Below are 18,825 nucleotides of genomic sequence, written 5' to 3'. Positions count from 1 at the left end.
CAAAATGGACTGGATATCGATCGGCTCACTCTCCGACATCCCGCGGCGTGGCGCGCGCTGCGTCGACACACCCGAGGGTAAGATCGCCGTCTTCCGCACGCAGGACGATCAGGTCTACGCCATCGACGATCATTGCCCGCACAGAGGTGGGCCGCTGAGCCAAGGCATCGTCCACGGCACCGCCGTCACCTGTCCCTTGCACAATTGGGTCATCTCGCTGGAGACGGGCAAGGCGCTCGGCGCCGACGAGGGCGCCGTACGCACCATTCCTGTGCGGACCGAGGGCGAGCACCTGTTCATTGCGCTGAAAGCGCTGGCCAGCCGCGCGGCCTGAAGCATGGAACTGGGCGAAGCGCGCGAGGTGAGGACCACCTGCCCCTATTGCGGGGTGGGTTGCGGCGTGCTGGCGAAAGTCGCCGCGGACGGTGAAGTCAGCGTTCGCGGCGACCCCGACCATCCAGCGAACTTCGGCCGGCTCTGCTCCAAGGGCTCGGCCCTGGCCGAAACCATCGACCTCGACGGCAGGCTGCTCTACCCCGAAATCCACGGTCGCCGTGCCGGCTGGGACGAGGCGCTCGACCGCGTCGCTTCGACCTTTTCGCAAACCATCGCCGAGCACGGTCCTGACTCCGTCGCCTTCTATGTCTCCGGCCAGTTGCTGACCGAAGACTACTATGTCGCCAACAAGCTGATGAAGGGCTTCATCGGCTCGGCCAACATCGACACCAATTCGCGGCTATGCATGGCCTCCTCGGTTGCCGGCCACCGCCGCGCCTTCGGCTCCGACACCGTGCCCGGCACCTACGAGGATCTCGAGCTCGCCGACCTGATCGTGCTGGTCGGCTCCAATCTCGCCTGGTGCCATCCCGTGCTCTTCCAGCGCATCGCGGCGGCCCGGGAAAAACGACCGGAGATGAAGGTCGTGCTGGTCGACCCGCGCCGCACCATGACCGCTGATATCGCCGACATTCACCTGGCGATCGCGCCGGATGGCGACGTTGCTTTGTTCACTGGTCTGCTCGCCTGGCTCGGCCAGCACAACGCACTCGACCGCGCTTACATCACCGCCCACACGACCGGCTTCGGGCAAGCGCTCTTCGCTGCCTCGAAACTCGATCTTGCCGGCGTTGCCGCCGCCACCGGCTTGAGCGAAGAGGAGCTTGCCCGCTTCTATAGCCTGTTTGCCACCACCGCAAAGACAGTAACGGTCTACAGCCAAGGCGTGAACCAGTCGTCTTCGGGCACTGACAAGGTCAACGCCATCATCAACTGCCATCTCGCCACCGGCCGCATCGGCAAACCTGGGGCAGGACCGTTTTCAGTGACCGGCCAGCCCAACGCCATGGGCGGCCGCGAGGTCGGCGGCATGGCCAATATGCTGGCCGCCCATATGGAGATCGAAAACCCCGAGCACCGCGACCGCGTGCAGCGTTTCTGGAATGCGCCGGCCGTCGCCCCAAAGCCCGGTCTGAAGGCGGTCGAGATGTTTCAGGCGATCGCCGCCGGCCGCATCAAGGCATTGTGGATCATGGCCACCAACCCGGTCGACTCGATGCCGGACGCCGATGGCGTCGAGGCGGCGATCAAGGCCTGCCCGTTTGTCGTGGTTTCGGATGTGCTGGCGAGCACGGACACCGTGCGCCACGCCCATGTGCGGCTGCCTGCCGCCGCATGGGGCGAGAAGGACGGCACCGTAACCAATTCAGAGCGCCGCATCTCGCGCCAGCGCAGCTTTCTTGCGGTGCCTGGTGAGGCGCGGCCGGATTGGTTGATCGTCGCCGAGGTGGGCAAGCGGATGGGGTTTGACGAGGCGTTTTCCTATTCGTCGCCAGCGGAAATCTTCGCCGGACACGCCGCGCTGTCCGGGTTCGAGAATGACGGCGCACGGGATTTTGATATTGGCGCTTATGCTGGTGTTGATAAGGAGGCCTATGCAGCGCTTGAGCCTTTCCAATGGCCGGCGCCGAGCCCAGCCACCCCCCTCTGGCCTGCCGGCCATCTCCCCCGCAAGGGGGGAGATCAGCCATCGCCTCGGCCTTCGCCAATTACCAACGATGCAGAAGATATGCCGGCGTCAAAGCTGCCAATCTCCCCCCTTGCGGGGGAGATGTCCGGCAGGACAGAGGGGGGTGTTCAAGCGGGACTTGACCCTTCCAGCACCCGCTTCTTCGCCAACGGCAATTTCTACACCCCCGACCGCAAGGCCCGCTTCATCGCCATTCGTCCCATCGTCGAGACACGCACCAGCCCGGACTATCCGCTGATCCTCAACACCGGCCGCGTTCGCGACCATTGGCACACAATGACCCGCACCGGAAAAAGCCCACGTCTCTCCCAGCACATGGCCGAGCCCTTTGTCGAGATCCACCCGGCGGATGCCACGCATCACGGCATTGGCGACGCCGACATTGTGCGCGTCTCCAGCCCGCGCGGCGATGTGCTGGTGCGCGCGCTGGTGACGGCACGCCAGCGCCAGGGCAGCGTGTTTGCGCCGATGCACTGGACTGACCAGTTTTCGGCAAAAGGCCGGCTCGACACGCTGACCGCGCCTCTGACCGATCCGGTTTCCGGTCAGCCTGCGCTGAAACATGTCGGCGCCCGCATCGAGAAATTCGCCGCGAGAGCCTTCGGCTTCGCCGTGGTGCGCCGCAAGCCGGTGGCGGTCGCAGCAGACTACTGGGCCATGGCCAAATGCAAGGGCGGCTGGCGGGTGGAGCTTGCCTTTGCTGACGACGACATCGACTGGGCTGGTTTTGCTGGTTCGCTTTTCGATGTTCCCGTAGCCGATACGCTCGCTTATCACGACCGCGATACCGGCCAGCATCGTATTGCTGCCTTCGACGACCAGCACCTCGCCGGGGCTTTGTTTATCGCGTCGGGACCGGTAGCGGTTTCGCGAAGCTGGGCGGCACAGCAACTCCAGGAAGTTCACACAAGCCAGCGTGAACGCTTCAGGATCGTGGCCGGTCGCGCCGGCGCCGATCGGCCCGATGCGGGCGCGACCGTCTGCTCCTGTTTCAACGTCGGGGTCAACCAGATCGTGGCGGCAGTGGCGGCCGGGTGCACGACAATCGAAGCCATAGGCGGCGCCCTGAAGGCCGGCACAAATTGCGGCTCCTGCCGGTCCGAGATCCGGGCGGTCATCCAGGCCAATCGGGTTCAGGCTGCGGAGTAGATGCGGCTGGCTGGGGAGGGGATCTGACGATATCCTCTTGGGCCACCATGGTCATCGATGGCGGAAGGTGGTGGCGGTCTAATCCAGCCGGTCGCGCAGGATGCTCCAGGGGAGCAGCATATTCGGTGCATAGCGCACGAGGCTGTGCAGTGGGATCGGCGCTGGCGGCGCGAAGGGGAGCGGCAGATCGCGGGCGTCCGTTCCGCTCGCCCAGTTGGCCAGCACCTTGCCCATTGCCGTGGTCATGGCGATGCCGCGGCCGTTGCAGGCGAAGCCGGCGATCAGGCCCGGGCCGAGGTCGATGAGACGCGGCAGGAAATCCGGCACCACCGCCGCCACGCCTGTCCAGCTGTAGGCAAGCGGCGGCAGGTCAGGCAAATCGAGATGCCTGGCGAGCCGTCGCCAGATCGTTTGCGGCATGCGCGTCTCAGCGCCGGCTCCGACGACATGCATGCCGCCGCTGATCAGCCGGTTCTGGCCATCGAAGCGGCACGTGAACAGGTTGCGCCTGGTGTCGCCGACGCCCTGGCCGCCGGGCAGCAGGCGCGCGCGTATGGCCCGCGACAGCGGCGCAGTGGCGATCTGGAAGACTTTCAGCGGGATATAGGTCCGCGCCAGTGTCCGGTTCAGTGCCCCGCCATAGGCGTTGGTGGCGATCACCACCTTGCCCGCACGCACGGCGCCGGATGCGGTCCTCAAGGTCCAGCCATCCGCAGCGCGGTCAATGGAAGCGACGCGCGTCTGCTCGAAGATCCGCGCGCCGGCTTTTTCGGCGGCATCGGCCAGGCTGCGCGCATACTCGACCGGATTGAGGACGCCGCCAGATCTGTCCATCCAGCCGCCGGCATAGCCGTCGATGCCGGTGAGCTCCGTGACCGCCATGGCGTCGAGCGCAACGGTCGGCCTGCCCCGCGCCGCCCATTGCTCGGCGCGCGATCGCGTCTTTTCCAGCGCGGCGGACGAATGCGCCGGCTGGATCCAACCATTCTGCACAGCGTCGCATTCGATGCCGTGCCGCTTGATCAGCCCGAAGACCAGGTCGGCGCTGCCGGCGGCGAAGTCAACCAGGCGCCCGCCGCGCTCGGGTCCGAGTTCGGCGATGATGTCGTCTGGATCCCGCTTGGCGAAGTTCGGAACGACGAAGCCGGCATTCCGGCCGGTCGCACCCCAGGCAAGGAATTCGGCTTCAAGGACCGCGACCGAAAGCCCTTTCTCGGCGGCATGCAATGCCGTCGACAGGCCGGAAAAGCCGCCGCCAACGATTGCGAGATCGACGTCGAGCCCGCCTTGCAGCGTGCCCCGGTCGCGGCGGTTGCGGCTGACGGCATGCCAGAGTGAAACGCCATGCACGTCTTGCCGGATCATGGCATTCATGGTCCGGCCTCGTTCTCGCTGGCCGCCGCCTTTGTCTGTTTGCCGGGCTTCGGCCGGCGCGGCCGGTCGCCGAACAATCCGTTCGGCCGAATCAGCAGGATGACGCAGAGCATGACGCCGATGGCGACGATCTGCAGTGAGGCCGCGCGTGCCTGCTGCTCGGGCGCAAACAGCACGCTGGTCAGCGTGCCCGACCCCGCCCATATCGCCCAGACCAGGATGCTGCCGGCGATGGCGCCGGCATTGCTGCCCGAGCCGCCGACGATCAGCATCACCCAGACCTGGAAGGTCAGGATCGGCAGGTAATTGTCCGGCGCGATGAAGCCGGTGAAATGCGCCTGCAAAGCGCCGGCGAGCGCCATGATGGCGCCGCCGACGGCGAAGGCCTGGACGCGGTAGAAGCGCGCGCTCTTGCCTAGCGAAATCGCCGCTCGCTCGTCCTCGCGCAGCGCCTTGAGCACGCGGCCCCACGGACTGCGCGACAGGTGCTCCAGAGCGAGATAGGCGATCAGCGTCACAGCCGAAACGACCGCAAGGTTCGACAGGTTGAACAGCAGCGGCGTTTCGGCAAGGCTGCCGAACGGGCGTGGGATGAAACCGATGCCGAACGGCCCGCCGGTCAGCTTCTGCGCATTGAGCGCGACCAGTTGCACGACGACGGCGACGCCGAAGGTGGTGATCGCCAGGTAGTCGGATCGCAGACGCAGCGTGGCCATGCCGGTAAGTGCTGCGGCGATACCGCCGACGACCATGGCGCCCGCCCAGCCGACCAGGATCGGCAGACCGAAGCCGCCGAAGCGCGCGGCATCGTCCGGGGTCGTCAGCAGCGCCGATGTATAGGCGCCGATGGCGACGAATCCGGCAAGGCCGACATTGAAAAGGCCAGTCAGCCCCCACTGCAGATTGAGCCCCAGTGTGACCAGCGAAAAGATCAGCGCGGTGGTCAGGAAGAAGGCGCCGTAGCCGAGCAGGTCCATCAGCGTTCCCTCACACCAAACAGGCCGATCGGCCGCACGAACAGCACCGCCATCAGGATGATGAAGGAGATTGCAGCGCGCCATTCGGCGCCGATCAGCTGCACCGCACCGGCTTCGGCAAGACCGATGATCAAGCCGCCGAGCACAGCGCCCGGAATGCTGCCGATGCCGCCGAGGATGGCTGCTGCAAACATCGGCAGCAGCATGTCGAAGCCCATGAACGGGCGGATCTGCACCAGAATGCCGATCATCACGCCGGCCACGCAGGCCAGCGCCCCGCCGATGATCCAGGTGACACGCACAACGGAGGCAACGTCGATACCGACGATGCGGGCCAGCGCTGCATTCTGGCTCAGCGCCTGCATGGAGCGGCCGGTCTGCGTGCGTGTCATCAACAGATGCACGCCGAGCACCAGCACGGCGGTCAGCAGCAGAAGCGCGATCTGATCGGGCGTGATGCGGATGCCGAAGCCGACCGGCATGGCGATCTGGATCGCGCGGCTGAAATAGGTCGGCCGTGAGCTGAAGGTGAATTCGAGCAGGCTGCGCAGCGCCATCGAGGCGCCGAAGCTCGCCATCACCACGATGATGGCTTGCCCCTGCGAGCGAAGCCGCGAAAACAGCACCTTGTCGAGCAACAGCGCCAGCAGGGCAGTGAAAATCATGCCGACAACCAGCGCAACCAGCAGCGACCAGCCGAAGGACAGCGGTCCAATGGGCTCCACCTTGCCGAACATCGCGCCGATGGTGCTGACGACGGCGAGCGTCGCATAGGTGCCCCAGGCCATGAAGTCGCCATGGGCGAAGTTCGAGAAGCGCAGGATCGAATAGGTGAGCGTCACGCCAATGGCGCCGAGGCCGATCATCGAACCGGTCAGCAACCCATCGACGACAAATTGCAGGCTCATGCCGCGCCTCCCTTGCCGGCGTGAGGGCGTTGGCCGAGATAGAGTTCGGCGACGACAGGATCGTTCCACAATTCGGACGCCACACCCTCGTGCCGGTCCTTGCCTTCGACCAGCACATAGGCGCGGTCGCCGATGGCCAGCGCTGCCTTGGCGTTCTGTTCGACCAGCAGGATGGTGACGCCGGACCTGCGGATGCCGGCCAGCATCTCGAACACCATCGATACGAATTTCGGCGAGAGGCCGGCCGATGGCTCGTCGAGCAGCAGCACCTTGGGATGGACGATCAGCGCACGTGCGACGGCGAGCATCTGCCGCTGTCCGCCCGACAGATTGCCGGCGGCGGTGCGGCGCTGGCGGACGAGGTCGGGGAAGGCCGCATACATTTCCTCGATGCGGGCAGGGATTTCGCGTCGCTCGAGGATGCCGCAGGCGACCTTCAGATTGTCCTCGACCGACATCAGCGGGAAGATGTTCTCCGTCTGCGGTACGAAGGCCAGGCCGAGCCGAACCATGGTGTGCGCGGGAGCGGCGGTGATGTCCTTGCCGTCCAGAAATACGGTGCCGCCGGTGATCGGGACAAGGCCGGCGATCGCCTTGATGAAGCTCGACTTGCCGGCGCCGTTGGGACCGAGCACGACGACGATCTCGCCCTTGCCGACGGTGATCGAGGCGCCGCGCACGATCGGCACGCCAAGCTCATAGCCGGCTTCGAGGTTGCGCACGTCGAGGACGGTCTCGTTCATGTGGCGCCCCCGAGATAAGCCTCGATGACGCGCGGGTCGCGGGCGACTTCCTCTGCCGTGCCTTCGCTGAGCAACTGGCCGCTCGCCATGACCAGCACGCGGTGGCAGAGCCGCGTCACCATGTCGATATTGTGCTCGATCAGCAGAAAGGTGATGCCGTGCGCGTTGATGTCGCGGATGCGGTCGATGATGATCTCGAGCAGCGTCGCGTTGACGCCGGCGGCCGGTTCGTCGAGCAGGATGATCGCCGGATCGGCCATCATGACGCGGGCGAGTTCGAGCAGCTTGCGTTGGCCCCCGGAAAGCACGCGCGCCGGTTCGTGCGCCAGCCGAGCGAGCGAGACGAGCTCCAGCAGCTCGAGTGCCTTTGCCCTGGCTGCTCTTTCCTGTGCCGCCACTCGCCACGGCGTGACGAAGTTGGCGAGCAATTTTTCGCCGGCTTGGCCCTGCGCCGCCAGCATGATGTTTTCGATCAGCGTCAGATTGGGCAGGGGGCGCGGGATCTGGAAGGTGCGGCCAAGACCACGGCCGATACGCAGATGAGCGGCTTCGCCGGAGACGCGCGTGCCATTGAGCAGGATATCGCCGCTGGTTGGCAATATGCTGCCCGCCAACAGATCGAACATCGTCGTCTTGCCGGCGCCATTCGGCCCGATCAGGCCGAGGATTTCGCCCGCTTTGACATCAAACGAGACATCGTTGACGGCGACAAGGCCGCCAAAACGCCTGACGACGTTTCGTGCCGTCAGAACTGGCGCACGGGTCTCCTGCCGTTGGCGCTCCGCTGCATCGCTCATCAAACCCTCTGGCCGAAGACGATCGTTGTCGCCTCCTGATTTTTGATTTGTGATCACACTTGCGTTGATCACGCTATTCGGCTTTAATTTCATTCGCAAGCCGAAAACGGGGCAAATGCCGGTAATGCAGAAGGCTGCCATCGACAAGAACAACGGGACGATCGCAGCCCAGCTTACGCCGGTCGGCCGCGAGACGGTGCAGGATCGCGTCTATTCCGAGTTGCGCCGTGCTCTGATCGGTGGCCTTTTCGAGCCAAACCAGGTGCTGACTATCCGCGGTCTCGCCGATGCGCTGGTCACCTCGACCATGCCGGTACGCGAAGCGCTTGGACGGCTGATCACGGAAAAGGCGCTGGAGGCGCTGCCCAACCGCTCGGTGCGCGTGCCGCCGATCACGCTGGAGCGCATCGACGACCTCCTGCGCGCCCGCTCACTCATCGAAGGCGAAGCGATCGCGCTTGCCGCCACGCGTATGAGCCCGCGCCAGATCGCTTCGATCGAAGCCATGCTGGGCGAGTGGGACGAGATGCGGGCCCTGAAGCACAAGAAGGATATCGACCGCGAAGCGACGCTCAACCAGAGCTTCCATTTTGAGATCTACCGCTGCTGCGGCTCGGCTGTGCTGATCCCGATGATCGAAAGCCTCTGGCTTCAATCGGGACCCTGCATCCGCGTCGCCATCTATGCCTTCTCCGAGGCCGGGGAGGTCGATACCGCGCACTATCACCGCGGCATTGTCGCGGCACTTGCCAAACAGGATGCGCTAGCGGCGCGCGAGGCGCTGGTAGCCGACATCAGCCGCCCCTTCGCCTTCCTGCGCGACAAACTTCAATCGGCGAAGGACTGACATGCCCAAGCCCGCCATCGGCATCACAGAACCACGCTCGAAGCTTTCCGTGACGGCGCTGCTATTGCCCGAAAAGGCGCCGGAGAATGCCGCCTTCCTGCTGGCTTATCTGGCGCAGCCACGCATCATCCCAGGCATCCATGCGATGTGGACAGGACCGGAAATCTCGTGCCCGGTTCCGTCAGCCGATCTCCACGGCCAGGCCTATGCCCAGTCTTTGCCACCGGAGAATGCAACGCTGACGCCGCAGCCCGGCGATATCGTGCTGTCCTATGTGCCGCCACGCGTGTGGGGCGGCAATCCCAATGCCATCTTCGATATCGGCCTGTACTACGGGCAGGGGGCGCGGCTGCTGTTCCCGATCGGCTGGCTGGCCGGCAGCGTGGTCGCGCAAGTGCTTGCCGGAGAGCGCGATCAGTTTGCCGCCGCCTGCGGCGTCATCCGCCGCAACGGCGCCTGTGACATCACCTTCAGCCTGGTGGAGGCCTGAATGGCCGACGACAGTTTCGAACTCTTCGATCTGCGCGTCGAAGCGGTCATCCCCGAGGGCAAGCCGGTCTATTGCGGCGCCAGGGCCGGCGACTATTTCGAACTCAAGGGCGAAATGCTGTCGCTGCCGGCGGGGCAGGGTTTTTCGATTTACTCGATCTCCGCCGTGTTGCCGCTCCTGGCGGCAAAGCAGCGCCCGACGCATGCAAATGACTGGATGACCTCGGATGCCGAGATCGCCTGTCCCGATCCCAATTGCGCCAGCCGGCTGCGGATCGTCAGGCTGGCCAAGCGGCGGTTCAGCCATGCCCAAACCACGGCTGTGCCGCTGCCGAAGGAGACCGACAAAAGATGAGCGCCAGGACCGTCGAACTCAGCCCCGGCTATACGATCTCGCGCGTCATCCGCGGCGGCTGGCAGCTGGCCGGCGGCCATGGCGCTATCGACCGCAGGCAGGCCGTGACCGACCTCATCGCCACCTTCGATGCCGGCATCTGGACCTATGATTGCGCCGACATCTACACCGGCGTCGAGGAACTGATCGGCGCCGCGCGCCTGCGGCTGGCCGGCGAGCGCGGTCTCGATGTTGCGGCCAGGATGAAGGTGCACACCAAGCTGGTGCCGGACCTCGAACGACTGGCAAGCATCAGCCGCGACTACATCAGGGGCATCGTCAATCAGTCGCTTCGCAGGCTGAAGACGGAGCGGATCGATCTTGTGCAGTTTCACTGGTGGGATTATGACCAGCCTCGTTACGTCGAGGCGATGGGTTGGCTCGACGAGCTTCGGCTGGAAGGCAAGGTGCGCAATCTCGGCACCACCAATTTCGATACGCCGAGGCTAGCCGAAATCCTCTCCGCGGGCATCCCGCTGGTCAGCCAGCAACTGCAATATTCAGTGCTCGACCAGCGGCCGGCAAACAGCCTTGCGGACCTTGCCGCTAAGAACGGTGTCCGCTTCCTCTGCTACGGCTCGGTGGCGGGCGGCTTCCTCAGCGACAAATGGCTTGGCGTGGCCGAACCCTCCACGCCGCTCGAAAACCGCTCGCTGGTCAAATACAAGCTGATCATCGACGACTTCGGCGGCTGGGAGCTGTTCCAGTCCCTGCTCAAGGCGCTGAAAGCGGTCGGCGATCGCCACGGCGTCGACATCGCCACCATCGCCTCGGCATGGGTGCTCGAGCAGCCGCAGGTCGCGGCCGTCATTGTGGGTGCGCGCAACCAGGCACATGCGCTGGCCAATACGAAAATCATGGACGTCGCGCTCGACGCCGACGATCGCGCGCGGATTGCTGCCGCCATCGCACAAGGCACCGGCCTCGCGGGCGATGTCTACGCGCTGGAGCGCGACCGTCATGGCCGCCACGGCTCGATCATGCATTACAACCTCAATGCGGGGAAGAAATGAGCGGAGAGCCTTCCCTTTTTTCGCGTGCCAGCGCTGAAATCATCGACCTGCATCGCTTCTTCGTCGACTGGTTTGTCGCCGCGCGAGCCGACGCTGTGGAGTTCGGCCGCTTCGAGGCTGTCATGGGCGAAAGCCTCACCATGGTGGCGCCGAATGGCCAGATCCTCGATCGCGACGCGGTCGTAGATCATGTCCGGACAAGCCGCGCCACTTGCGACGACGGTTTTGCCATATCGATCGAGGACATCAGGCCGGGTTGGCAGGACGCGGACACGATCGTCATCTTCTACATCGAGGCGCAACTGCGCGCCGGCAAACACAGTCGCCGGCAGTCCAGTGCGGTCTTCACCACCAGTTCATCGGCACCAAACGGCGTCGAATGGCGGCATCTGCATGAGACCTGGCTGCAGGCGCCGGAAGGCTGAACAGGCAAAAGTTCAAACAAGAAAAGGGGAACGGCAATGAAGAAGACGATACTTCAAATCACCACAGCACTGGCTCTCGTGACGATGGCCGGCGCCGCACACGCAGCGGACTGCAAGATCACCGTCGGCCTGGTCATGGAGCTCACCGGTCCGGCCGGCGAATACGGCCAGGCCGGCGCGAAGTCCGTCGAAATGGCCTTCCGCGACATCAATGAAGCCGGTGGCGTACGCGGCTGCGATCTCGCAACCGACACGCGCGACAGCCAGAGCCAGGGCAATATCGCGGTCGATGCCGCGACCCAGCTGGTACAGGTCAAGAAGGTGCCGGTGATCATCGGCGGCATCATCTCCTCGGTGTCGATCCCGATCCTGACCTCGGTCACCGGGCCGGCCAAGATCGTGCAGGTGTCGCCGGCTTCGTCCTCGCCGACGCTGACCGCCCTTGGCCGCGACGGCAAGACCAACGGCATCTTCTTCCGCACCATCACGTCGGATGCGCTGCAAGGCGTGGCCGCCGCCAAATACGCCATCGACAAGGGCTTCAAGAAACTGTCGATCATCCATGTCAACAACGACTTCGGCGTCAACATGGTGGCCGAATTCTCGCGTGCCTACAAAGCGCTCGGCGGCACCATCGTCTCCGACACGCCCTATAATGAAAAGCAGTCGAGCTATGCCTCGGAAGTGACGGCGGCGATGGGAGGCGAGCCGGACGGACTCTACCTCGTCAGCACGCCGGTCGACGGCGCAACGGTCGCCCGCACCTGGATATCGCAGGGCGGCGTGCAGAAATTCCTGCTCAATGACGGCATGAACAGCCCGGACTTCATCGAATCCGTCGGCGCCGATTATCTGAAGGATGCCTATGGTACCTCTTCCGGCACCAGCCCGACGGCATCCACCGACTATTTCCTGAAAAACTACAAGGAGTTTTCGGGCATCGAACCGTCGAACCCGGCAGCCGACCGTTCCTATGATGCCGGCGCCATTGTCGGTCTCGCCATTGCCATTGCCGGCTCCGAGGATCCAGCCAAGATCAAGGATGCCATGTACAAGGCGGTCGATCCTGCCGGCACACCGATCTATGCCGGCAAGGACGAGTTCGCCAAGGCGCTCGGCCTGATCAAGGACGGCAAGCCGATCCGCTATGAAGGCGTCATCGGTCCGGTCAGCTTCGACAAATATGGCGACATCACCGGTCCGTTCCGGCTGTGGAAGATCGTCGACGGCAAGGTGACGACCGACGGTGAAATGACAACCGACGACGTCAACGCGCTGCAGGCGAAATTGCAGTAGGCGCCGGTACATTGTCCGGCGCGATCTCCGTTCGATCTCTGGGAGATCGACGCCGGACAAGCAGTCCAACATCGGCGCTAGTTACGCGGTCAAGCGCGAAATCAGCCGGGTCAATATAACGACAGGCGGCTGGCCGGGCATGAAGACCTGCGGATTGGAGAGGGCGCCAACGATATGACCCACATAGTCTGATTTGTCGTAGCCGATTGACGATATCGGGTAGGCGTCGAAATTGGTCAGGGACACATTGTCGAAGCCATAGAGGCGGAAGCGGCTGGGCCGGTTGTCGGGGAAATCCGCCCGGCAGACATCCAGAACACCCATGGCCATCGCGTCGGACGTACAAAAGACCGCATCTGGACAGCCGCGTCCCGTCAGGCCGGCGGCTGCCGCATAGCCCGACTCGTAGGAATAGTCTCCCTGGACCGTCTGCAGCAGTTCAATTCCATGATGCCGGAACGCTCCGAGGTAGTGGCCGATGCGCAGCTGTTCGACTCGCGAGGACGAACGGCCGGTCAGCAGGCTGGCCGTGCGCGCGCGCTTGGCCGCCGCATCCGCCACGGCCTCGGCGATGCCGACGCCTTCATCGGGAATGACGGTGGGTGACTGATCGTCATGCAGTCCGTTCAGCATGATGACCAGGTCCGAGCGAAACATGCGCCGCACCGTCGCTGCATCGGCAAAGTCGGAGAACACCACGGCGGCATCGACATGATAGGCAACGCCGTTGCGCAGAAAATCCTCGACCCCTTCCGCCGAGCCGATGCGGATGAGGATGACCTGCTTGCCGATCGACTGGATCGCGTCGAGCAGCCGGTCGAACAGGTCGAGATCTGAAAGGTCGTGAATGTGGTTGACCACGACGGCAACCAGATTGACGGTCTTGGTGGTCAGGCTTTGCGCCAGGAGATTGGGTTTGTAGCCGAGCTGCGCGGCGGCCTGCACGACACGTTCGCGTTTGTCCGCCGAGACCGGTCGCGGTCCGCTCGACAGCGCACGGCTGGCCGCGGCACGCGACACGCCTGCCAGCCGCGCGACATCGGCGATCGTTGCGACGGCGCCTCGAGTGTGCGCCGATCGGTTACCGGTAGTGGGTGTCACCACAGCGGGTTGAGCGCCGGCGGGTTGGAGTCCGGCCCCCACCACTTCTTGTAGGTCGTCTCATAGGTGCCCGACTGGATGAAGTCGGACACGAACATGTCGAGCCAGCGGACGAATTCGGGATCGCCCTTGGCGACCGCGATGCCGATCGGATCGTTGGAATAGAGGCCAGGCAGCGTCACCAGGCTCGGTGTCTTGGTCGCGAGGTAATCGAGCAGCGAGGAATCCTCGATCGCCGCGTCGACGCGCTTCTGTTGCAGCTGCAGAACCCCGTCGGGCGCGAACTGGTCGACATAGACGAGCTCTGCTTCCGGCACGGCCGCCTTGAGGAAGGTTTCGCCCGTGGTGCCGCGGCCGACGACAACCTTCTTGCCGGCGAGCCCCTTGAGGTCGGTTATCCCGGCATCCTTCTGGACGATGACGCGCAGCCCGGCCCGGTTGTAGGGGATGGTGAAGTTGACGGTCTTGGCCCGCTCGAGCGTTGCCGAGGTGTTTGCGACCGCGACATCGATCTGTCCCGACACCAGCATGGAAATACGCGCATCGCCCGAGACGTCGACGAACTCGACCGGCACGCCGAGCTTTTGCGCCAGCAGCGTCGCGACATCGACATCGTAGCCGACAGGGTTGTTTTGTGCATCGCGAAAGCCGATCGGCTCGCCGCCGAGCGATACGCCGATGCGAATGGTGCCGCGTGAGCGGATGTCGTCAATCATGCCGGCAAGGGCTGGAAATGCCGAACCGGCCACGATGGCCAGCGCGGCGAAGGCACGCAGTACGGTTTTCATGGTTCCTCTCCTTATTTTCAAGTGACGCGTCTTGCCGCCCGCAATTCGGGTGCGGACATGGAATCCTTCCAGAGCCAGTAGCGGACCTCGCCCTCGCATCTGAAATTCACCACCTCGTGGTTCTGCTCGGCGTCGACGGCGTGGATGACCACTCCGGCCAGGAAGCCGGTGTCGAGTTCAGCCAGTTCCTCGACCGCCAGCGCGACCGCATCCGACAAGGATCGGCCAAGCTTCATGGCCAGCACGACGGTCCGTGCGGTGGCGCAGCGCATCGTCATCTCGCCGGTATGGGTGCACGCCGCCGCGCCATAGCGGCTGTCGGCGTAAAAGCCTGCGCCGGGAATGGGAGAATCGCCGAGCCGGCCCGGATATTTCCACGCCCAGCCCGAGGTCGAAGTCGCGGCATGGATGCCGCGCCGCGCATCCGCCGACAGGAAGACGGTGGTGTCGCGGACGCGCTCGGGATCGGTTATAGTACGGCTGAGCGGCGCCAGATCGATATTGGGGAATTTCGCCAGCTGTTGCGGTGTGAGTTCCTGTTGCAGCCGCTCCCACCAGACGCGCCTGGAGTCCTCGAACAAGACTTTGTCTTCGGCAAAGCCGATTTCGCTGGCAAAGCGCTGCGCCCCTTCGCCGGTCAGTATCACATGCGGCAGGCGCTTCATCACCTGGTGCGCCAGGGCAGCGACCGCCAAGGTCCTTGGCACAGCGCCGACTGAACCGACCTCTCTTGTATTGCCATCCATGACGCCGGCGTCGAACTCCATCTCGCCCAGCATGTTCGGCCAGCCGCCATAGCCGACGCTTCGAACCTTGACCTCTTTCTCCACCATGCCGATGCCGGCAACCATCGCGTCCAGGCTGACGGCGCCATCGCGCAGCATTTGCACCGAGGTTTCGAATCCCGGCCATGCTTCGTTGTTGGCTAACAGCAGCATTCCTAGTCCTTGCGCATCTTGGAGAGAAACTGCGCAACCCGCGGCTGCGCCCGGCCGCCGTCCGCGGCGAAGAAACGATCCGTTGGCAGATCGACCACCAGCCTGCCCTTGTCGAGGAAGACGATGCGGTTGGAAATCTCGCGCGCGAATTCGATCTCGTGGGTGACGAACAGCATCGTCGTGCCTTGCGCGGCGAGCTTTGCCAGGATGGCCAGCACCTCGGAAGTCATTTCCGGGTCGAGCGCGCTGGTCACTTCATCGAGCAGCAGATAGCGCGGCTGCATGGCGAGCGCCCGGCAGATGCCGACACGCTGGCGCTGCCCGCCCGACAACTGCGCGGGGTAGGCGTTGGCCCGATCGGCGAGGCCGACGGACTCGAGCAGCTTGCGCGCCAGCGCCTCGGCCTCAGGGCGCGGCATCTTCAGCACCTCGATCGGGGCGAGCGTAATGTTCTGAAGCGCGCTCATATGCGGATAGAGGTTGAACAGCTGGAAGACGGTGCCTGAGCGCTTGCGCGCCTCGGCCAGCTCCTTCGGCTTGCTGACATCGAAATCGTCGACCGTGATGCGGCCCGACTTCAGCTTTTCGAGGCCGTTGATGCAACGGATCAGTGTCGACTTGCCGGACCCCGACGACCCGAGGATCGAGACCACTTCGCCGGGCGCGATCGTCAGGTCGACGCCGTCCAGCACAGTGACCTCGCCGAACGCTTTGTGCACGTTTTCGATCTTGAGCATGTTAAAGCCCCCGCCAGGCGCTGTGCGCCCGCAGGCGGTTTTCAAGACGCTCGCCAAGCAGGGCGACCAGCTTTGCCGCGCCATAGTAGAGCAGCCCGACGACGGTCCAGACCACGAACGGCTTCAAGGTTCGCATGTTGAGGATGTGGCCAATCTTGGTCAGGTCGACGACGCCGATGACAGAAATCAGCGACGTCACCTGAAGCTGGTTGACCAGCAGCGCGACGAGCGGGCCGACCGCGAAGGCGGCAGCCTGGGGTGAAACGATATGGCGCAGGACCTGCCACCGGGTCAGGCCGAAGACACGCGCGGCCTCGACCTGCTCGCGTTCGATCGACTCGATCGCCGAGACCGCGATGACATAGACGAATGCCGCGGTGTTCGCCGACAGAGTGATGGTCGCTGCGGTGACCGGCGTCACCCTTATATGCAACAGCGCCGGCAGGCCGAAGAACACCAGGAACAGCTGCACCAACACCGGCGAGTTCTTCAACAGCTCCGACAGGAAGGTGACGATCTGGGCCAGAACCGGCACACGGTAGAACCGCACCAGCGCCCAGCTCAGGCCAATCAGCAGTCCGATCAGAGAGGTGACGAGAAACAGCGCGATATTGGTGCCGAGACCTTGCGCCAGCAGGATCAGGTCGTAGGAGGTGAAGTCGCTGAACCGCATCAGCCGACCGCCTCCATCATGTCCCGATTGAGATGGCGGTGGAGCAGGGTGACGCCCAGCGAAACCAGATAAGTCAGGGCCGCATAGGCACAGAGCAGCACCACATAGACCTCGAAGGGCCGATAGGTCTGCGAGACCACGATCTGGGCTGAGCCGGTGAGCTCGTTGAGCGTGATGGTCGAGAGGATCGAGGACGTAAGGATCATGTTGATGAGCACGGATCCGAGCGGTCGCACGGAGGTGCGCAGCGCAATCGGCAGCACGATGCGGGTAAAGATCTTGCGCCTGGACAGGCCGCTCACTTCAGCGGCGTCGATGATGCCCTGGTCGATGGCGAGGATGCCGGCTCGAATGATGTCGGAGGCATAGGCGCCGCCGGCAATGGAAAGCGCCACGACGCCGGTGGTGAAGGCGTCGATGTAAATGCCGAGCTCGGGCAGGCCGTAATAGAAGAAGAACAGCTGGACGATGAACGGCACATTGCGGAAGAGATCGACGTAGACGAAGGCGATCCGTCGAAGCAGTGCCGAGGCGGAGGTGCGTGCGATCGCCACCAACGCGCCCATGACGACGCTTCCCACCAGCGACAGCGCGCAAGCCGCCGCCGTAAGTTCGGCGCCGCGCGCCAGAAAACCCAGATGCGGGAGCAGAATGGACAGATCGAAATGCACCGGCGGTCCCCAGTGAAACCGGTTTCACTCTTTTGGCTTTCGCCTCGTCTGTCAAGATGCAGGGTCTGGTTGCTGGCCTGTGGCTTGCATTCGTTGCGATGATTCCGGTTCGCCTCATGCGCGCTATGTCTCAAGCGCCGGCAATTCGCCGCCGGCTTTCAGCTCGAGGACGCCGCCTATGCCAGCCGGGCGTCGCCGCAATCCCTCGGCCATGGCGGCTGGGGGCGGCGCCCTCGATTTTGCCGATCCCGGCGCCGGTGTCGGATTCGGCTACGTCACCAACCGCATGCTGGGTTTCGACGACGTCGATCCACGCCGCAAGGTGTTGATTGATGCCGTTTACGACGCGCTCTGACGTTGGGAGCCGTTATGCGCGGATGTTCCACATGGCGTCCGGCACAACCACCAGCTTGCCGACGAAATCCTTGGCGATGAAGTCGGCCTGCGCCTTGTGGAAATCGGACAGTTTGTAGACACCGCCGACCAGCGGCCGGATTTTCTTCGCTTCGATGTATCCAACGATGCGGCGGAAGTCGGCGCGCGTCCCCTGGCTCGATCCGTGCAGTTGCAGCTGCTTGAGATACATGGTCCTGAGATCGAGCTGCACGACCGGACCGGCAATCGCGCCGGCGGTGGTGTAGCGGCCTTCGGGCCTCAGGATGCGCAAGAGGTCGTTGAAGATCGCGCCGCCGACGAGATCGGCGACCACATCGATCGGCTGGCCGCCAGTGGCTTCATTCACGGCGGCGGGAAGATCGGCAACCCCACGGGTAATAACCGCTTCGGCGCCGATGTCGCGCACCGCCTGCTCCTTGCCCTTGCCGACGACGGCGTAGGGAATGGCGCCGCGCGCCCGCGCCAGCTGCACGATGCCGGAACCGACGCCGCCCGAGGCGCCGGTGACCAGCACGCGTTCGCCGGCTTTCAGCCCGGCGCGCTCCAGCATCTGTTCGCCGGTGAGGTAGGCGCAGCAGAAGGTGGCGAGTTCGACGTCGCTCATGTCAGTATCGACGAAATGCGCATTCTCGCCCGGCACCGTCTGGTACTCGGCGTACCCGCCGTCGCGACCGTGGCCCATATAGTCAATGTCGGCGAGGGAATCGTCGTCGCGGTTGTAGATCGAAAAATCGACCATTACCCGTTCGCCGACACGGCCCGGGGAAACGCCTTCGCCGACGGCAGCGATGGTGCCGACCGTGTCGGTGCCCTGGATGCGCGGGAAGGTAAGCGTGTTGCCTTGCCGCCGCCACGTCGACACGGCGGCAGCGTCCTCCTCCGTGCCATAGGCGCCCTGGCGTACCCAGACATCGGTGTTGTTCATACCGCAAGCGCTGACCCTGACCAGCACCTCGCCGGCGGCAGGCACAGGCACTTTCACATCGGTGCGATAGACGAGCTTTTCCGGTCCGCCATGCCCGGTGAGCAGCACGGCGGCCATGGTGGCGGGGAGGGTCTTGGTCATGGCATTCATCGTCGATC

21 protein-coding genes are annotated in these 18,825 nt (G+C 64.3%); 9 read left to right on the top strand and 12 right to left on the bottom strand.

Features of this window, described 5'->3' with window-relative positions; genetic code table 11:
- Positions 1-4: 4 nt before the first annotated feature.
- On the top strand, positions 5-334 hold the full coding sequence (gene nirD, locus X733_RS153195; RefSeq protein WP_023682694.1) for a nitrite reductase small subunit NirD: 330 nt from the start codon (positions 5-7) through the stop codon (positions 332-334).
- Between the two features lie 3 nt (positions 335-337).
- Positions 338-3,175 carry a nitrate reductase gene (locus X733_RS153200; protein WP_023818581.1) on the top strand — a complete coding sequence of 946 codons (2,838 nt, stop codon included), beginning with the start codon at positions 338-340 and terminating at the stop codon, positions 3,173-3,175.
- A 78-nt stretch (positions 3,176-3,253) separates the two neighbouring features.
- Here X733_RS153200 and X733_RS153205 read toward each other — a convergent pair whose 3' ends face one another.
- From X733_RS153205 to X733_RS153225, 5 genes are read right to left on the bottom strand one after another with little or no spacing between them, the layout of a single operon-like run.
- Positions 3,254-4,549, bottom strand: a complete 1,296-nt coding sequence (locus X733_RS153205) for an FAD-dependent oxidoreductase (protein WP_023818580.1) — start codon at positions 4,547-4,549, stop codon at positions 3,254-3,256.
- The gene (locus X733_RS153210; RefSeq protein WP_023818579.1) at positions 4,546-5,529 is read right to left on the bottom strand and encodes a branched-chain amino acid ABC transporter permease; all 984 of its coding nucleotides are present in this window, start codon (positions 5,527-5,529) and stop codon (positions 4,546-4,548) included. The genes X733_RS153205 and X733_RS153210 overlap by 4 nt, the downstream gene beginning before the upstream one ends.
- Positions 5,526-6,434, bottom strand: a complete 909-nt coding sequence (locus X733_RS153215) for a branched-chain amino acid ABC transporter permease (RefSeq protein ID WP_023667853.1) — start codon at positions 6,432-6,434, stop codon at positions 5,526-5,528. The genes X733_RS153210 and X733_RS153215 overlap by 4 nt, the downstream gene beginning before the upstream one ends.
- A complete protein-coding gene (locus X733_RS153220) occupies positions 6,431-7,177 on the bottom strand; it encodes an ABC transporter ATP-binding protein (protein WP_023667854.1) in 747 nt (248 codons plus the stop codon). Before X733_RS153220 ends, X733_RS153215 begins: the two co-directional genes overlap by 4 nt.
- Positions 7,174-7,974 carry an ABC transporter ATP-binding protein gene (locus tag X733_RS153225; protein WP_023735676.1) on the bottom strand — a complete coding sequence of 267 codons (801 nt, stop codon included), beginning with the start codon at positions 7,972-7,974 and terminating at the stop codon, positions 7,174-7,176. Before X733_RS153225 ends, X733_RS153220 begins: the two co-directional genes overlap by 4 nt.
- 124 nt (positions 7,975-8,098) lie before the next feature.
- Here X733_RS153225 and X733_RS153230 point away from each other — a divergent pair, with 124 nt between their 5' ends.
- The 6 genes from X733_RS153230 to X733_RS153255 are packed head-to-tail and all read left to right on the top strand — an operon-like array spanning position 8,099 to position 12,438.
- The gene (locus X733_RS153230; RefSeq protein WP_023682687.1) at positions 8,099-8,821 is read left to right on the top strand and encodes a GntR family transcriptional regulator; all 723 of its coding nucleotides are present in this window, start codon (positions 8,099-8,101) and stop codon (positions 8,819-8,821) included.
- A gap of 1 nt (position 8,822) precedes the next feature.
- Positions 8,823-9,311, top strand: coding sequence for a DUF3830 family protein (locus X733_RS153235; RefSeq protein ID WP_023667857.1), 489 nt, complete (start codon positions 8,823-8,825; stop codon positions 9,309-9,311).
- On the top strand, positions 9,312-9,665 hold the full coding sequence (locus X733_RS153240; protein ID WP_023682686.1) for a TIGR04076 family protein: 354 nt from the start codon (positions 9,312-9,314) through the stop codon (positions 9,663-9,665).
- Complete coding sequence (locus X733_RS153245) at positions 9,662-10,717, top strand: aldo/keto reductase (protein WP_023682685.1); 1,056 nt, start codon at positions 9,662-9,664, stop codon at positions 10,715-10,717. Before X733_RS153240 ends, X733_RS153245 begins: the two co-directional genes overlap by 4 nt.
- A complete protein-coding gene (locus X733_RS153250; protein WP_023818578.1) occupies positions 10,714-11,142 on the top strand; it encodes a DUF4440 domain-containing protein in 429 nt (142 codons plus the stop codon). Before X733_RS153245 ends, X733_RS153250 begins: the two co-directional genes overlap by 4 nt.
- Positions 11,143-11,178: 36 nt before the next feature.
- Entirely contained in the window at positions 11,179-12,438 is a 1,260-nt protein-coding gene (locus X733_RS153255) for an ABC transporter substrate-binding protein (RefSeq protein WP_023692246.1), read from the top strand.
- Between the two features lie 81 nt (positions 12,439-12,519).
- Here the strand turns inward: X733_RS153255 and X733_RS153260 are convergent, their stop codons facing one another.
- The 6 genes from X733_RS153260 to X733_RS153280 are packed head-to-tail and all read right to left on the bottom strand — an operon-like array spanning position 12,520 to position 17,346.
- Positions 12,520-13,542: a LacI family DNA-binding transcriptional regulator gene (locus X733_RS153260; protein WP_023804426.1), complete on the bottom strand. Its 1,023-nt coding sequence runs from the start codon at positions 13,540-13,542 to the stop codon at positions 12,520-12,522.
- Positions 13,536-14,327, bottom strand: a complete 792-nt coding sequence (locus tag X733_RS153265; protein WP_023695228.1) for a transporter substrate-binding domain-containing protein — start codon at positions 14,325-14,327, stop codon at positions 13,536-13,538. The genes X733_RS153260 and X733_RS153265 overlap by 7 nt, the downstream gene beginning before the upstream one ends.
- 17 nt (positions 14,328-14,344) lie before the next feature.
- On the bottom strand, positions 14,345-15,265 hold the full coding sequence (locus X733_RS0134575; RefSeq protein WP_023807550.1) for an isoaspartyl peptidase/L-asparaginase: 921 nt from the start codon (positions 15,263-15,265) through the stop codon (positions 14,345-14,347).
- 2 nt (positions 15,266-15,267) lie between these two features.
- On the bottom strand, positions 15,268-16,002 hold the full coding sequence (locus X733_RS153270) for an amino acid ABC transporter ATP-binding protein (protein WP_023699816.1): 735 nt from the start codon (positions 16,000-16,002) through the stop codon (positions 15,268-15,270).
- A gap of 1 nt (position 16,003) precedes the next feature.
- Positions 16,004-16,675 (bottom strand): amino acid ABC transporter permease, encoded by a 672-nt coding sequence (locus X733_RS153275; RefSeq protein WP_023818577.1) that lies wholly within the window; start codon positions 16,673-16,675, stop codon positions 16,004-16,006.
- Complete coding sequence (locus X733_RS153280; protein WP_023695231.1) at positions 16,675-17,346, bottom strand: amino acid ABC transporter permease; 672 nt, start codon at positions 17,344-17,346, stop codon at positions 16,675-16,677. Before X733_RS153280 ends, X733_RS153275 begins: the two co-directional genes overlap by 1 nt.
- 178 nt (positions 17,347-17,524) lie before the next feature.
- On the opposite strand from X733_RS153280, the gene X733_RS1000000167940 reads away from it, so the two are divergent.
- Positions 17,525-17,701: a hypothetical protein gene (locus X733_RS1000000167940; RefSeq protein WP_023818576.1), complete on the top strand. Its 177-nt coding sequence runs from the start codon at positions 17,525-17,527 to the stop codon at positions 17,699-17,701.
- 12 nt (positions 17,702-17,713) lie between these two features.
- Here the strand turns inward: X733_RS1000000167940 and X733_RS153285 are convergent, their stop codons facing one another.
- Positions 17,714-18,817: an alcohol dehydrogenase family protein gene (locus tag X733_RS153285; protein WP_023695232.1), complete on the bottom strand. Its 1,104-nt coding sequence runs from the start codon at positions 18,815-18,817 to the stop codon at positions 17,714-17,716.
- Between the last annotated feature and the right edge of the window lie 8 nt (positions 18,818-18,825).

It is taken from the genome of Mesorhizobium sp. L2C066B000, from assembly GCF_000502335.1.
Taxonomy (GTDB): Bacteria; Pseudomonadota; Alphaproteobacteria; order Rhizobiales; family Rhizobiaceae; genus Mesorhizobium.
The sequence above is the reverse complement of the archived record's forward strand: the minus strand, read 5'-3'. Positions and strand labels throughout refer to the sequence as shown.

What these genes read in the sequence shown, in the direction of transcription:
- X733_RS153265 (WP_023695228.1), bottom strand. Translation starts at nt 14,327, where the DNA reads ATGAAAACCGTACTGCGTGCCTTCGCCGCGCTGGCCATCGTGGCCGGT.
- X733_RS153285 (WP_023695232.1), bottom strand. Translation starts at nt 18,817, where the DNA reads ATGAATGCCATGACCAAGACCCTCCCCGCCACCATGGCCGCCGTGCTG.
- X733_RS153200 (WP_023818581.1), top strand. Translation starts at nt 338, where the DNA reads ATGGAACTGGGCGAAGCGCGCGAGGTGAGGACCACCTGCCCCTATTGC.
- X733_RS153240 (WP_023682686.1), top strand. Translation starts at nt 9,312, where the DNA reads ATGGCCGACGACAGTTTCGAACTCTTCGATCTGCGCGTCGAAGCGGTC.
- X733_RS153235 (WP_023667857.1), top strand. Translation starts at nt 8,823, where the DNA reads ATGCCCAAGCCCGCCATCGGCATCACAGAACCACGCTCGAAGCTTTCC.
- X733_RS153245 (WP_023682685.1), top strand. Translation starts at nt 9,662, where the DNA reads ATGAGCGCCAGGACCGTCGAACTCAGCCCCGGCTATACGATCTCGCGC.
- X733_RS153275 (WP_023818577.1), bottom strand. Translation starts at nt 16,675, where the DNA reads ATGCGGTTCAGCGACTTCACCTCCTACGACCTGATCCTGCTGGCGCAA.
- X733_RS153270 (WP_023699816.1), bottom strand. Translation starts at nt 16,002, where the DNA reads ATGCTCAAGATCGAAAACGTGCACAAAGCGTTCGGCGAGGTCACTGTG.
- X733_RS0134575 (WP_023807550.1), bottom strand. Translation starts at nt 15,265, where the DNA reads ATGCTGCTGTTAGCCAACAACGAAGCATGGCCGGGATTCGAAACCTCG.
- X733_RS153205 (WP_023818580.1), bottom strand. Translation starts at nt 4,549, where the DNA reads ATGAATGCCATGATCCGGCAAGACGTGCATGGCGTTTCACTCTGGCAT.
- nirD (WP_023682694.1), top strand. Translation starts at nt 5, where the DNA reads ATGGACTGGATATCGATCGGCTCACTCTCCGACATCCCGCGGCGTGGC.
- X733_RS153215 (WP_023667853.1), bottom strand. Translation starts at nt 6,434, where the DNA reads ATGAGCCTGCAATTTGTCGTCGATGGGTTGCTGACCGGTTCGATGATC.
- X733_RS153225 (WP_023735676.1), bottom strand. Translation starts at nt 7,974, where the DNA reads ATGAGCGATGCAGCGGAGCGCCAACGGCAGGAGACCCGTGCGCCAGTT.
- X733_RS153255 (WP_023692246.1), top strand. Translation starts at nt 11,179, where the DNA reads ATGAAGAAGACGATACTTCAAATCACCACAGCACTGGCTCTCGTGACG.
- X733_RS153220 (WP_023667854.1), bottom strand. Translation starts at nt 7,177, where the DNA reads ATGAACGAGACCGTCCTCGACGTGCGCAACCTCGAAGCCGGCTATGAG.
- X733_RS153250 (WP_023818578.1), top strand. Translation starts at nt 10,714, where the DNA reads ATGAGCGGAGAGCCTTCCCTTTTTTCGCGTGCCAGCGCTGAAATCATC.
- X733_RS1000000167940 (WP_023818576.1), top strand. Translation starts at nt 17,525, where the DNA reads ATGCCAGCCGGGCGTCGCCGCAATCCCTCGGCCATGGCGGCTGGGGGC.
- X733_RS153230 (WP_023682687.1), top strand. Translation starts at nt 8,099, where the DNA reads ATGCAGAAGGCTGCCATCGACAAGAACAACGGGACGATCGCAGCCCAG.